The organism is Paenibacillus sp. CCS19, from assembly GCF_033239625.1.
In the GTDB taxonomy this organism is placed as follows: Bacteria; Bacillota; Bacilli; order Paenibacillales; family Paenibacillaceae; genus Paenibacillus_T.
In genome coordinates this window covers 53,964-68,042 of the sequence record NZ_BTCK01000023.1, presented here as the reverse complement: position 1 = coordinate 68,042, position 14,079 = coordinate 53,964, and the positions used below count along the sequence as shown (strand labels likewise).

The 14,079-nt window shown below is 54.4% G+C and carries 13 protein-coding genes; 10 read left to right on the top strand and 3 right to left on the bottom strand.

Features of this window, described 5'->3' with window-relative positions; all coding sequences use genetic code 11:
- Positions 1 to 10 precede the first annotated feature (10 nt).
- A complete protein-coding gene (locus SBI19_RS16660) occupies positions 11 to 703 on the bottom strand; it encodes a glycosyltransferase (RefSeq protein ID WP_483312302.1) in 693 nt (230 codons plus the stop codon).
- Between the two features lie 340 nt (positions 704 to 1,043).
- Here SBI19_RS16660 and SBI19_RS16655 point away from each other — a divergent pair, with 340 nt between their 5' ends.
- The 3 genes from SBI19_RS16655 (at position 1,044) to SBI19_RS16645 (ending at position 3,890) form a co-directional block, all read left to right on the top strand.
- On the top strand, positions 1,044 to 1,436 hold the full coding sequence (locus SBI19_RS16655) for a DUF1641 domain-containing protein (RefSeq protein ID WP_317970146.1): 393 nt from the start codon (positions 1,044 to 1,046) through the stop codon (positions 1,434 to 1,436).
- Between the two features lie 66 nt (positions 1,437 to 1,502).
- Positions 1,503 to 2,684 (top strand): NAD(P)/FAD-dependent oxidoreductase, encoded by a 1,182-nt coding sequence (locus SBI19_RS16650; RefSeq protein WP_317970144.1) that lies wholly within the window; start codon positions 1,503 to 1,505, stop codon positions 2,682 to 2,684.
- Positions 2,685 to 2,825: 141 nt separating this feature from the next.
- Entirely contained in the window at positions 2,826 to 3,890 is a 1,065-nt protein-coding gene (locus tag SBI19_RS16645; protein WP_317970142.1) for a collagen-like domain-containing protein, read from the top strand.
- A gap of 220 nt (positions 3,891 to 4,110) precedes the next feature.
- Here the strand turns inward: SBI19_RS16645 and SBI19_RS16640 are convergent, their stop codons facing one another.
- Both SBI19_RS16640 and SBI19_RS16635 read right to left on the bottom strand, forming a co-directional pair.
- Positions 4,111 to 5,580 (bottom strand): polysaccharide deacetylase family protein, encoded by a 1,470-nt coding sequence (locus tag SBI19_RS16640; RefSeq protein ID WP_317970140.1) that lies wholly within the window; start codon positions 5,578 to 5,580, stop codon positions 4,111 to 4,113.
- 73 nt (positions 5,581 to 5,653) lie between these two features.
- Positions 5,654 to 6,364, bottom strand: a complete 711-nt coding sequence (locus SBI19_RS16635; RefSeq protein ID WP_317970138.1) for a hypothetical protein — start codon at positions 6,362 to 6,364, stop codon at positions 5,654 to 5,656.
- 521 nt (positions 6,365 to 6,885) lie between these two features.
- Here SBI19_RS16635 and SBI19_RS16630 point away from each other — a divergent pair.
- From SBI19_RS16630 to SBI19_RS16600, 7 genes are all read left to right on the top strand, one after another.
- Complete coding sequence (locus SBI19_RS16630; RefSeq protein WP_317970136.1) at positions 6,886 to 7,620, top strand: MBL fold metallo-hydrolase; 735 nt, start codon at positions 6,886 to 6,888, stop codon at positions 7,618 to 7,620.
- 33 nt (positions 7,621 to 7,653) lie between these two features.
- On the top strand, positions 7,654 to 8,766 hold the full coding sequence (locus SBI19_RS16625) for an AbrB family transcriptional regulator (protein WP_317970135.1): 1,113 nt from the start codon (positions 7,654 to 7,656) through the stop codon (positions 8,764 to 8,766).
- Positions 8,767 to 8,893: 127 nt separating this feature from the next.
- Positions 8,894 to 9,586 (top strand): response regulator transcription factor, encoded by a 693-nt coding sequence (locus SBI19_RS16620; RefSeq protein ID WP_317970133.1) that lies wholly within the window; start codon positions 8,894 to 8,896, stop codon positions 9,584 to 9,586.
- 20 nt (positions 9,587 to 9,606) lie between these two features.
- Positions 9,607 to 11,091 carry a sensor histidine kinase gene (locus SBI19_RS16615; RefSeq protein WP_317970212.1) on the top strand — a complete coding sequence of 495 codons (1,485 nt, stop codon included), beginning with the start codon at positions 9,607 to 9,609 and terminating at the stop codon, positions 11,089 to 11,091.
- A gap of 147 nt (positions 11,092 to 11,238) precedes the next feature.
- Entirely contained in the window at positions 11,239 to 12,375 is a 1,137-nt protein-coding gene (locus tag SBI19_RS16610; protein WP_317970131.1) for a TolB family protein, read from the top strand.
- A gap of 13 nt (positions 12,376 to 12,388) precedes the next feature.
- Positions 12,389 to 13,081: a stalk domain-containing protein gene (locus SBI19_RS16605; protein ID WP_317970130.1), complete on the top strand. Its 693-nt coding sequence runs from the start codon at positions 12,389 to 12,391 to the stop codon at positions 13,079 to 13,081.
- A gap of 319 nt (positions 13,082 to 13,400) precedes the next feature.
- On the top strand, positions 13,401 to 14,060 hold the full coding sequence (locus tag SBI19_RS16600; protein WP_317970128.1) for a hypothetical protein: 660 nt from the start codon (positions 13,401 to 13,403) through the stop codon (positions 14,058 to 14,060).
- Positions 14,061 to 14,079 lie beyond the last annotated feature (19 nt).

The following is a 14,079-nucleotide window of genomic DNA, read 5'->3' as shown; positions in this document are numbered from 1 at the left end:
CTACAGGCGACTATTGAAATTGTTTTGGAAACTGCTTAACAATGCCTTCTGACAGTACATCGGCAAAATGAAGCATATGCGCCTCGTTCTGATCGATTGCATGAATATTCGCCTGCCAGTCTTTCTTCAGACGTGCAGCGACCTGATCCGTGATGAGCTTCAGATGCGTATATAGCATGTCCTGCAGCCACTTGGCATTCAAATTCGGGTTCGCTGCTGCCAGGAACCGTGCAATTTCATCTGCATTCCGATGCCAATCCGCATTATACTTGTTCAGATCTGACGAATTCCCAGCCTTCGCTGCATCAAGTACTTTGCCCGCGAGCATAATATGCTCCTGAAGCAAAGTGGCAAGCTGGTTGCCGGCGGCATCTCCGTAATACGGTTTGATCGCGTTGCCGATATCCTGCTGATTGCGAAGCAATCGAGCGAGCACTTGCTGCTGGTCTTCCAATCCAGCGAGTGCACTAACGATATAAAGCCCTGTCCAGCTGATATGCTCAATCCACAACCTGCGCATCTCTTTGGAGAAGTTAACCGCAGAATTCGTCAGCGTCTGCTGCCGTATGTCGGAGCTTGGCGCGTATTGAACGCTTAACTTCATTCCCTCCGCTCTTGCTGCGGCACCCGCAATCGACGGCGAGATCGAAGCAGCCAATAGCGCTGCCGCCGTAAACATCATCAATGGTTTCATGACGGTCATCTCCCTAATACGTATGTTTGTTGCGCTCGGAATGGCCCGTCATAGTTTGGTCCTAAATGTAACACTTATGCATAATGTTACCGTTTGCATTAAAATTACCTTTCATTTTGAAAAAAACTTTTTAATTTCGAAACAAAAAGGTGTAAACTATATAACATAGGTAAACAAACCGATTAGGTCATCGTCGCTAAAGCATTTTGCCACTCACCGAGAACAACGCCTATGCTGCGATTTCTTTTGTGAAAAATGTTGCAAACTATTCAACAATTATACGCGTTAGTGATTGGCACAATCGAGAAGACTAAACCTAACCTATTTCAACGTAAAGGAGGACGTTCTCATGTCGCAATCTGTTGAATCCAAACCGTTAGACGTGCTTGAACAATTGACGAATCCAGAAATCCAGCAATCCTTGACTGTATTGGTGGACAATCTGCCGAAGCTGGCCGAGATGGTGACGACGCTCACGAAGGCTTATGACTTCGCGTACAACATCGCTACGGATAAGGTGCTCATCAACGACTTCGCGCACGGTATCGGCGAATTCGTAACGCCTGTCACGGAGAAAGCAAAAGGCATCGCTGCAGCAGCTATGGAAGCGAACGAGCGCGCGCAAGCGGATACGACGACAGTCGGTCTGTTCGGTATGCTCAAAATGCTCAAAGATCCAGAAGTTCAAAAGACGCTTCGCTTCGCGCAAGCTTTCTTGAACGTACTGGCTGAACGGAAATAAGCATCGCAGCACGCGATTGAAGATCCACAACCAACGATAGTCGTTGAGTACGAATGGAGGATGGACATGTCGAAACAAATTTTGATTCTGGGCGGCGGTTACGGCGGCGTCCTTGCAGCGCTGTCCGCGCGCAAGGAATTGTCTGCTGCAGAAGCAACCATTACGCTTGTAAACCGTTTCTCTACTCACCAAATTATTACCGAGCTTCACCGTCTGGCTGGCGGCACGATCAAAGAAGGCGCCGTAGCGCTTCCGCTGAATAAACTGCTGGGCAGCAAAGGCATCAACGTTCTCGTTGATTCCGTTAAGAACATTAACCCTAACGAGAACCAAGTCGTTCTCGATGGCGGTTCCACATTGAAGTATGATTACCTCGTTGTTGCACTTGGCAGCGAAACGAACTACTTCGGCATCCCTGGCCTCGAAGAGAACAGCCTCGTGCTGAAATCGGCTGCTGACGCGAACAAAATCCGCGCTCACGTTGAAGCGCGTCTTGACGCTTACAAGAAATCGGGCGACAAGAAAGACGCTACGATCGTTGTCGGCGGCGGCGGCTTGACGGGCGTAGAGCTCGTTGGCGAATTCGCTGATAAACTGCCGGAGATCTGCCGCAGCAAGGGCATCAACTTCAGCGACATCAGCATCTACTGCGTAGAAGCAGGCCCAAGCATTCTCCCGATGCTGCCTAAACCGCTGATCGAGCGTTCGGTTGAGAGCCTGACGAAGCGCGGCATCAAGTTCCTGACGGGCGTCGCGATTACGGAGGCTTCCAAAGATACGGTATCGCTTAAGGACGGAAGCAAAATCGAGTCCAACACGATCATCTGGACGGGCGGCGTTAAAGGCAACCCGATCGTTGGCAGCTGCGGACTTGCAGAAGACCGCGGTCGTTCCACGGTTACGCCTACGCTGCAATCGACTTCGCACGCGAACGTATTCCTCGCAGGCGACTGCGCGGTTGTATTCCCAGAGGGCAGCGAACGTCCTTACCCGCCAACAGCTCAGCTGGCATGGCAAATGGGTGAGCTCGTCGGCTTGAACCTGGCTGCAGCAATCCGCGGCGGCGCTATGGAGAAATTCAATCCTGTATTCTCCGGTACGCTTGCAAGCCTGGGCCGCAAGGACGGCGTCGGCTCCATCGGTGGCAACAACACGCAGCTCAAAGGTCTGCCTGCTTCGCTGATGAAGGAAGCTTCCAACATCCGTTACCTGTCGCACATTAACGGCCTGTTCGCACTCGCACACTAATTATAATTAGGACGCCAGTGAGCATTTTGCTCGCTGGCGTTTTTTATTTCACATGCACCCTGCCTCCATATTGACGATTATTTACCGTTCATTTATGATTCGTTTCGTAACTTATTACTTTGTAGGCGGGTGCCATTGTCCATGTATATTAATCGAAAGCTGTTTATTGCGATTATGGTTATTATGTTCTTATGTATTTCGGGTGTTGGTGTGTACGCAGCAACTACGAAAACGTCCACCACTAAAGAGATGCAAGTGCTGGAGGCATGCGTCAAGCAGGATGGAACGATGCGTCTGCTGCTGCCAAACACGGCTCCGCTAACGAAAGGGAAAAAACCGACCTGCACGAAAGCAGAGACGCTGATTTCGTGGAACGTGATCGGTCCGAAAGGCGACAAGGGAGATAAAGGCGACACCGGTCTGACGGGAAGCACGGGTGCTACAGGAGCGACAGGCGCTCAAGGCACGAAGGGTGACACTGGCGCGACAGGTGCCCAAGGTGCGAAAGGCGACACTGGCGCCCAAGGCCTGCAGGGCGTTCAAGGCGACACAGGACCTGCTGGTCCAGTCGGTGCGACAGGCGCGACAGGTGCCCAAGGTCCAAAAGGCGACACTGGCGCTCAAGGTCCGCAAGGCATTCAAGGCGACAAAGGACCTGCAGGTCCTGCCGGTGCGACAGGTGCCCAAGGTGCGAAAGGCGACACTGGCGCCCAAGGGCTTCAAGGCGTTAAAGGCGACGCAGGACCTGCCGGTCCAGTCGGTGCGACAGGCGCGACGGGTGCCCAAGGTCCAAAAGGTGACACTGGCGCTCAGGGTCTTCAAGGTGAAAAAGGGGATCAGGGCGACATCGGTCCTGCTGGGCCAATTGGTGCTACTGGACCAGTAGGCGCTACTGGCCCGCAAGGTCCTCAAGGGCTACAAGGCATTCAGGGCGTTAAAGGCGACGGCGTGAAGACATTCACTGGCGTCGTTAGCAATACCGGTACTATCCTCGCCGGCAGCGGCTTTACGGCAGTGCTACAAGGGAACGGATACATCAAAATAACTTTCGACTCCGGCTTACTAGGCAGCGGCCTCTTCGCTCCATTCATCACCGCCGGTGGAGACATCAGAGGTTGGAGCGCTAGCGGCGGTTCGCTTGAATTTACTGTGGAACCAATATCAGGCTTTAGTGCGTTTGGAATTGCGATCATGCAGATGAACTAACCTATCAAACGATAGATTATCAATTGTAAGTGCAGCCGACAGATCCCAATCTGTCGGCTGTTTTTCATCAACGATCCCTCCCGCTTGCCCATACGAACCTATGACAAGGAACCGGCTCGTCTACAACGAGATGATTATGCATATCCCAAATGATTCGCCGGGTTCGCTTACAAAGCAAAATCCGCCACCCTAGTGGGCAGCGGATCGTTACGGAATGATTTTATTCGAAGATAACGAATTTCAGCTGTTTCTTCTTCAAGTATTCGATAATGGCAGGAAGCGCCTCAACCGTATGCTTCTTCTCGTGCAGCACGTAGATGCCGCCGGAAGGATTAACCTTCTCGAAATAATCTAAAATTTCATCACGCGTATCCGCATTCCAATCCTCCGGGTCGCGGTTCCACATGAGCACTTTCATCTTCTGCTTCTTCACTTGCGCAGCGAGCGCGCTGTTAATGAGGCCGTAAGGCGGCCGGAACAGCGTTACCTGCTTGGCCCCATCGCCGGTCAGCTCATCATTCGTCTGCGTAATGTTCGCCAGCTTTGCTTTATCGCCTAGCTTCGTCAGCTTGCTGTGATCCCAAGAATGATTGCCGACCGACATGCCCTGTTCGGCCGCATAGCGGACAGCATCGCGGTTATGACTCGCATTCTTCCCGATGAAGAGGAAAGTGCCGGCTACCTCGTTATCCTTCAAAATATCGACGATCTGCTTCGTGTATGCCGATGGACCGTCGTCGAAGGTCAATGCCACATACCCTTTGGCCAAGCTGTAGGTATATCCGTCCGACTTCAATTGTTGGAGCTGTACGATGGACTTGCTTGCTGTATCCTTCGTCTGCGTCGTCGACTCTTCCGCCTTCACGGGCTTCTTCTCTCCCGCAGGGGTCTGTTCCTTGGCCGGCTGCTTCGGCTCCGCTTGCGCGTCCGACGTCTTCGTCTCGGTCTCCCCAGCATCTGCAGTCGTCGACTTAGGCGACGCTGGCATCACTAACGGCTCGATCTGCACTTTGTTAGCCGATCCTACTGCATGTGATGCCAGCGCGCTGTCGCTGACAGCAGCCTCGACGACCATCGACGGATGGCTGGCTCGCGTCGACTGCGGCGAATGCTCGTCGATCGCATCGACTCTGTCGATAAACACGAGCTCCTGCATACGGAACATCATCGCAAGCAGCAGCACCAAGCTTATTAATGAGGCTTTCCAGAGCAGCGCGCGGCTTCTCAGCGGGATGAGCCGCTGCAGCCTATTCGTTCGCACTCGCTGTTTCGCAGCGTCTGCTCCAATTGTTATGTCTATTGCATCTACCGTTGTTTCTGCTTGCTCTTGTTGCGGTTCTAGGGCTCTGATGACTTGTCCTGATGTCAGCTGCTCGCGCAGCTCCTTTAGCCTGTTTGCATATGAGGTTGAACAAATAAAATACAGCGTCTCTTGGAAGGAGCCTTTCATTCGTACGATCGTGCTGTAATGATGCCGCTTATAGGGGTCCCATTTGGCATACAACGACAACCGCATTCGATGCCCTTCCATTTGCAGTAGAGACAACTGACCATATGTAAAATCGTCCATCTCAAACCAAGCGATGTGTGCTTCCCCGCCGCTGCGGGTAATCGCGATCTCCATCTGGTAACGGTTAGACGACTGCTTGAGCGATAACAGCTCAACCATCGGAATCGTATCATGTGTCATAGAGCCCTCGTCCTCCCCTTGTCATCTCTCCGCCTTCATCTCTGTGACAAGGAACCGTTACTATTCGATTATTTTAGCTATTGCTCTTCCCTTGTCCGAGCGGCGCGGACATACGGCTTGTGAAATCGCTGATCATATTCGCCAGATATGTCTTCTCTTCGCGCATTGCCTCGTACTTCTGCTTCAGATGGGTATTCTCGACTTCAAGTCGGTTCAGCTTATCTTCGTACTCATTGATCGCCTTCACCTTATCGGCGAGCGCTTCATTATGCTTCTGAAGCAGGCTGCCATACTTCTGCTGCTCCAGCTCGATCGCGTTCTTCAGCTCTTCGATCTCCCCGTTCAGCGTGCTTTGCAGCTCCCGGTAATCTTCCATCGCCTGATCGACCTTCAAGTTCTTGTCCGTCAGCTTGCGTTCAAGCTCGAGAACATTTTTCTCCCGATCGCTGATCACTTGGTTGAGCGCTTTCACTTCACGGTTCAAGCGATCCACATGACCGCTCGAATGCGTCAGACGATCCTGCAGTTCGTGTATGCTCCGCTCGGCCTGCTGTCTGGCTTGAATGACCTGCTCAACGGCGAAGACTAGATCGAGCGACCGCTTGTCCATATTCGTCTTGTTGAACGATGTCACAACCGGCGAAGCCTCCTCTTTCCCAGCTGCAAAATGGGCGATCTCTTCCTCGGATAAGATCACGCTCTCCTCTTCTAATTCCGGCACGGCCACTTGCGCTTCAGGTTGCTTAACGGGTGAATCTTTCTTTTTAAAAAAAGGAGAAATCATGTCCTGCTCCTCACCTTTTCAGTATAATTATGTAAGAATTTCGCACAATCTGTCGAAATGATTATATTCCTATTATAGAGGAATTGAGTATGAGCAAGACGTGACTTTATGCCTAAATTGATTGCTACTAATGCCCTAAACGCGATGTTAATAGAGTCGTTAACACACGAAGACGGCCGGGCTTCATATGGGCCCGGCCGTCTTCGTGTGTCGAGAGTGATTAAGCGATCGAACGCCCCTGCTGTTCGCCAGCCGCCGCCAACGTCTCCGCATGCTGCTGAGTTTTCCCGAGCCGATCGTAAATAAGGCATAAATTTCGCTGAGACAATCGCCCGCGTACGACGTCTTCGGACGATGTACGCGGGCGATTGCTTCATGGCTGCAAGTGAGAATGTCCTCATTTGACACTCGATTAGGTATAGTTCTATAGTGAAAACATTAGGTGTTTGCAATTTTATTCCAAATGAATCCAACCACGAGGAGGTGTGCCGAAGCTGGCCATGCTGGCGGAGGCAGAATGAATGCGAATTGCACAAGGCATTGAGATGCTCGAATTAAAGCTGGGTCACATGCAGATCCACCCAACCGTTGTTTATGATGCGGACGGTTACTGGATCATTGATACAGGACTTCCTGGCAGCCGAAGCGCGATTGAAGCGTTGATTGCTGAAGCAGGGCTCGATGCGGGCAAGCTTCAAGGCATTATCCTGACCCATCAAGATATCGATCATATCGGCGGGCTGCCGCAATGGCTGGATTCACCAGGCGGAAGAGAAATCTCCGTCTATGCACATGAGGATGACCGCGCACCGATCAACGCGACTGCCCCTTTGATCAAGGTAAGTGCTGAACGCCGTGCTTCGCTGTTGGAATCGATGCCCGAGCCGGTGCGCCAAGCGTTCTTGAACGTTTTCTCAGGCGAGCATGAGAATGTAACGAACGTATTATCGGACAATGAAACGCTGTCGTTCGGCGGTGGACTGACGGTTATCCATACACCTGGCCACACGCCAGGTCATATTAGTCTGTATCACTCGCCTAGCAAAACGCTTATCGCTGGCGATGCGATGATTGCGGCAGAAGGTGTGCTGAATGGCCCGAACCCGCCTTTCACCCCGGACTATCCAAAGGCACTGCGCTCGCTGGGCAAATTGGCGGCATTCGAGATCGACAACGTCATCTGCTACCATGGCGGCCTTGTCAGCGGCAAGGAGGTGCAGCAGCGTATCGCCGAGATCGCATCCTCGGAAGCATAAGCGTGCTGCTTGAAAGATATGAGTAATCCATCTGTGACTTCGCATCCTGTTGTAAGACTTCTATATACGGTACTTCTCTCACTGGTCGGCGGGCTGCTGTTCAATCTGCTGCACGTCCCGCTTCCGTGGCTGCTTGGGCCGATGACCTTCACCCTGATCGGATCTAGGGCGGTGAAAGCCGTTCGGCCGTCGTGGCCGAGTTGGATTCGCGATACCGCGCTCATTCTAATTGGCTATTCCATTGGCCTGACCTTCACGATGACAACACTTCGCCAGATCGGCCATCAGCTGCCGACCATGGCGCTGATGACGTTCATTCTGATCCTATTGTGCTGTCTGCTTGCCTGGATCATCACAAGGCTCTCCGGCCTTCCTTTCCCAACCGTCTTAATGGGCAGCATTCCAGGCGGACTTACGCAGATGGTCGTGCTTGCGGAAGACACCAAAGGCATCGACCTGACGGTCGTTGCGTTCCTTCAGGTCGTACGACTGCTTATGATTATTTTCTGCGTACCCGTGCTGGTGTTCAGTCCGATGTTCGGCGGGGACAGCAGTAACGGCGCTGCGGCAGATACGGTGAGCGCTGTTGTTGAACATGCAGCGACCGTCGCCAGCACAGGCTGGGGAGTCGTTGCGCTGTACGCCGCTGTTTCGGTTGCTGCAGCGCTGCTCGCGAATCGAATCCACTTCCCGTCCGCCTATATGCTCGGACCAATGATCATTACGGCGATCATTCACTTGCTCGGAGTCGAAGGCCCCGCTCTGCCCGCATGGCTGCTTAGTGCCGCGCAGGTCATGATCGGGACTTATGTCGGGCTGCTGCTCAAGCCGGAGAAGCTGCAGAACAAGGGGCGCGTCGCCTTGCTCGCTGTCACGAGCAGTACGCTGCTCATTGCCAGCACGATCGGCTTCAGCTACTTGCTTACGAAGCTGCATGCCGTCTCGAGCACGACCGCTTTCTTAAGTCTCGCGCCAGGCGGCATGGACCAGATGGGCATTATCGCGCATGAAGTGAATGCGGATATATCGATCGTGACCGGTTATCAGATCTTCCGAACGTGGTTCATCTACTTCGCCATTCCACCGCTCTTGCGCATGCTGTTCCGCGTAATGAAGCGCCGCAAGGTGCAGCAGCAAGGCGTATGAGCCCGTTAATTTTGTCCATTAGAACAAAAAAGCATGCAGCCCCCAGGTCTAAGTGGACTTAGGGGCTGCCTCTTTATCTGCAGGGAACGAATTCGGGCACATTATAGAGAAGAGGAGGTTGACGAAGATGATCAAAGTGTTGGCGGTTGATGACGAGACCAGCATCTCGGGAGCGATCGCGTATGCGCTCAAGAGAGAAGGCTACGAGGTAGAGACAGCCTCGGATGGCCAGGAGGCGCTCGAGAAGGTGCTTTCGTTCCGCCCCGACGTTCTTGTTCTCGACGTCATGATGCCTAAGTTGAACGGATATGAAGTATGCCGCCGCCTTGACGGGACGGATCGGCCGGCCATCTTGCTTCTTACGGTGAAGAACGACATCGTGGACAAAGTGATCGGCCTGGAGCTGGGCGCCGACGATTATATGACTAAGCCCTTCGACATGAGAGAGCTGATCGCCCGGGTGAAGGCGCTCGCGCGACGCCGGACTCCCGCTATGCCGCCGAAGGCTGCCGATTCAGAGCGAGAGATTCTGACGATCCGCGCGCTCGTCATCGATCCTTCGGCCCACTCCGCTCGGGTCGGAGACCACGCCCTTGATTGTACCCCGAAGGAGTTCGAGCTGCTCGTACTGCTCGCGCGCAATCCGGAGAGAGTCTATACCCGCGAGGACCTGCTTGAGCTCGTCTGGGACATGGACTTCGCGGGAGGAACGCGTACCGTCGACATTCATGTCCAGAGGCTGCGCAAAAAGCTGGGCGCCGCGCACGGCTTGATCCAGACTGTTTATGGAGTCGGTTATAAAATGGTGAAGACGCCGTGAAGCGAGCTCCTTTCTTCGGCATGAAGTGGCGCATCTCCCTGCTGCTGGCTCTGCTGCTCGCTTTCGTGCTGACGCTGCTCAGCTCGCTTGTGCTGGCGGGCATTCGCGAAGATCAGAGGAACCGCCTGGAGCGAATGTTCGAGCACCAGGCAGATCTCGCGAACCTGCGGGTGCGCGAGGCCTTCCTGACAGGCGAACGCGCAGCGCCTGACGCGTTCATGGACGACAGCGGCCAGAAGCTCGCAGTCGATATCGGCGAAGTAAGCGGCATGGCCGTCACGCTCTACAAGACGGACGGCAGCTTCGCCGGAACGTCGCTGCCGATCCAGCCGCAAGCCGACGTCCGGGATGCGCTGGCTTTCACTGCGAAGGGGCAGTCCGCTTATATTACCGAAGGCGACGTCGTTCTCTATCTTGCGCCGCTATATAACGCGAACGAGCGGCTGGGGACGGTCCAGTTCCACGGCTCTCTCGCGGAGCAGAGGGACTTCTACGACCGCATTCGCAATCTGTTCCTCCTGACCGGCGGGGCCGTTCTAGCGGCAGGCTTCCTGATCGGGTTCCTGTACGTGAGGCGCCAGGTGGGCATCATCGCCAAGCTGAACGAGGACGCGAGCCAGATTGGGCAAGGCCGATACCTTGCCGCTCCGTCAGTCATCCGCAAGGATGAGCTCGGGCATCTGTCGAGAGGCATCTTCGAAATGAGCGAGAACATCGCTTCGTCGGTACGCGAGCTAACGGAAGAGAAGCGGAAGCTGATCGAGGCAATCGCCCGGCTCGAAGAGCTGGAGCGGCAGCAGAAGCAGTTCATCGGCAACATCAGCCACGAGCTGAAGACCCCGCTTACCGCCATTCTCGCCTATTCCGACCTTCTCGGCATGTACAGCGACGATCCGGAGCTGTTGGACAAGGCGTCTACGGAGATCCGCCAGGAAGCTCAACGCCTGTACAGACTCGTGGAGAAGGCGTTGAAGCTGTCCTCGATGGACGTGTACGACTTCCAGGCTGCGGGCCGTTCGCTGCCGATCGTTCCCGCGCTAAGAGAGGCGATCGGCCGCATTCAAGTAAAAGCAGACGCAAGAAATATCCGCATCGAGGCTAGACTAGAAGAAGGAAATGTATGGGCGGATCCGGACAATCTTGGCCATATGCTGCTCAATCTGCTCGATAATGCGGTGAAATACAACAAGGAAGGCGGAGCGATTCGAATTACGAACGCCGTCGTCAAGTTAAGCGCCGACGGTAGCGAACGCATGTTGATCGAGATCGCCGACACCGGGATCGGGATTCCTCCAAGCGAACGCGAGCGTATCTTTGATCCGTTCTATACGGTCAGCGACGACCGTTCCCGCGAGACGGGAGGCACAGGACTGGGCTTGCCGCTCGTCCGAAGCCTCGCCGAGAAGCAAGGCGGGTCGGTTCATCTCGCCGAGTCCGGGCCGGAAGGCTCGCGCTTCATCCTGGAGCTGAGGCTCTTCGCTGCCACGGATACAACGGCGAGCTGAAATGTTTACAAGTTCGATACAAGCCGGATATCTAATGGAGATATCCGGCCTTTATATTTAGAGTCAGCAGGGGCGCCGATGACGCTCAAGACAACAAAAGAAGAGACGAGTCGATGATCCCTGCAGCTCGATCAGGGGGTACGGACAATGGGGCAAGACGGAGCATGGAGAATCGCGACGCTCGGAATCTTAGTTGCTGTAACAGCTGGGCTTGCCGGTTGCAGCACGTCGGACAGCGGGTCGATCCTGTCGCCTGACGAAGGTCGGACGCTAACCGTCGTCAAGGATAGCGAACGCAAGCCGAACGAGGATATCGCGGTGTCGCGCATTCATCGGCTGGAAGACGCTGCGATTGCGAAGTGGTTGGACGATGACAAGGTAAGCGTCGTCTTGACGAAGATGACGAAGGCCGCAACGCAGACGGAAGAAGCGAAGTTCGAATACTTCGAGACGAACGTCGACCTGCTCACCGACTCGCAAGGGCAGTTGCTGCCCCTTCAAGAGCCGTCCGCCCCTGGAGCGACGGTACGGGAGACGGTCTCCCCCGACGGCAAGCTCGTCTTCGTTCAGGAATGGCACGACAAATACACCGCTTCGAACTACGTTCGGAACCTATCCACGCAGGAAAGCATCGCGGTGAAGGTCGACAATTACCTCGAGAAAGGCAGCTGGCTGGATGATGACACCTATATCTTGGCGGCGGGCTCCATGAACGGCCGCGGCGAGCTCTACGCCATTCAGGCGGATGGCCGGAGCGAATTGATTGCGCTCAATGACTCCGACGTGGAGACGTTCGAGCAATTCGAAGCCGGCCATGGCCGAATCTACTACGTGGACGGCAAGCAAGCGTTGAAGACTTTCGCGCTGGGAGACGCCGCTCCGACGACTCTTGTCAAAGGAGCCGGAGCGTTTCGGTTATCCCCTACCGGCACCCAAATAGCGGTCACAGCCGCCTACGCCGAAGGCGTATCGGGTACCAAGTTAACGATGTACAACAGCGCGGGCAGCGCGCAAGGCTACCTGATCGGCAAGGGCGATCTGATTAACGACGCGGCTTGGTCCCCGGACGGCTCCATGCTAGCTTTCTCGGTCTATGCCGAGGATAAGAGCGGCATGAACGGCGTGTACATTTACGACTCGGCCACGGGCAAAGTATCGCCCGTCGGACCTTCTTACTTCCCGCAGTATCCCCTCAGTTGGAATCCTTCCGGCACCCGGCTCGGCGTGACGGTTGGCGGAGAGAACGGGCTGCCGGTGACGCAAATTATCGACTTTAAATCCTAAAGGAGTGACTCATATGAAAATCATGATGAAGAAATCTGTACTTGGCGTAATGGTGCTTGGGATGACGGTAGCAGGCGCGGGCGGCGTGTATGCCGGAACCAACCTGCAGAAGATCACCGCCTACCTGAACGGCAGTCTCGACATTCAAGTGAACGGCAGCCACTTCATCGCGAAGGACGGGAACGGCAACAAGTTGACCCCGATCACGTATAACGACACGACCTATCTTCCCGTACGGGCGGTAAGCGACGCGCTCAACGTACCGATCGTCTACGACGCGGCGACGCAGCAGATCCGCATCGGCACGGGTACGACAACTCCCGTGGTCGACGTGGCTTATACAGCGGCGCAGGTCAAGGCAATCAAAGCAGCGTTCGCCGGCTTCGACGGATTCGAGACCGCGTACGCTCCTACGCTGATGAACAAAGGCGACGCGTACCAGAAGGCGGTCGGCACGGGCGACGGCGTGAATCTTGTTTTCTCCCACATGATGGTCAACGTATCCCCTCGCGATTATTCGTACGACTACGAAAGCAAGGATGCGACCCTATCGAATGGCGTCAAGGCCAAATGGTATACGCCTAGCGATGTTGCGATGTTAACCTTCCCGCTTGACGACCGCTTCGTTACGATCAGTTCCCCGGACGCCATGGTATCCAAGGCGCAGCTCGAGAAGATCGCGGTCGGCGTCGCTAAGCTCAAATAATCATAGCTGCACGTTTCACTAACCGTTTGCTTATCATGTTCCGCGTCGTATTCACAGCACGATAAAGTGCAGCGGCAAGGCGCATAGTGAAGGGGCTGTCCTTGAAAGTCATCTATGATGCAGATGACCTAAGGATGGCCCCTTGTTTCACGTTTCCGAATGCATCGATTCCACGTCATAATCGCGTCTGACGAGCGCACTAGTGATGAGAAATGGAAAATAGTAATCTTTGTTAATATTTTACACCCTGTTTATCCGACCCTTTCAGTCGTGTATAGTTAGTTGTGCTCTATTTGATCCAAGAGGGGGTTATACTTCAATGAGAGTATTGCAACGATTAGCGTTGGCGATCGTTATAGGCGTCATCATCGGCGTATGGCTCGGCATGAGCGATACCGACGTCAGCACGTCGACGGTGTTCATCCTAGTGGCATGTGCAGCAGTCGTCATCTATGGCACTTCGATTATTCGTATGAATTATGTGCTCCGTTACTCGCGCAACGACATCGCAGTGGACAAGTGCGTGAGAAAACTGAGCCGGACCGTCCCTTACTACGCGGCGGTATGCGACTTGATCGACGGTAACATGGAATCAGCCGCAGCTAGAATGGGCAATATTAAGAACGACAAGCTCCGTGCTGTACTAGGCGCCAATCTTGCACTGGCAAGCGAGCGCTGGCAGGAAGCCGAGCAGCATATAAACCAGCAGGACAACAATGACGTCAAGTATGTGGCGCGCGCTTTGGTACGGCTGCTGCAGGACGATCAGTCCGGCTTCGAACAATCGAAGCGGATGGTGGATCATCAAGGGCTGAAATATGCGCTTGAAGCTGAGGAGGCTTTCCGCCGCGGCGACTTCGCGAAAGCGGACGAGCTCGGCGAGTTGGCCATCTCACAAACAGCGGGACTGCAGCGTTATGCGTTTATCCGTTACCGTGAGCTGAGAGCCGCTGAACCGAACCGGAAGACTTATTTCTAAGCCGCTATACACCGAAGGC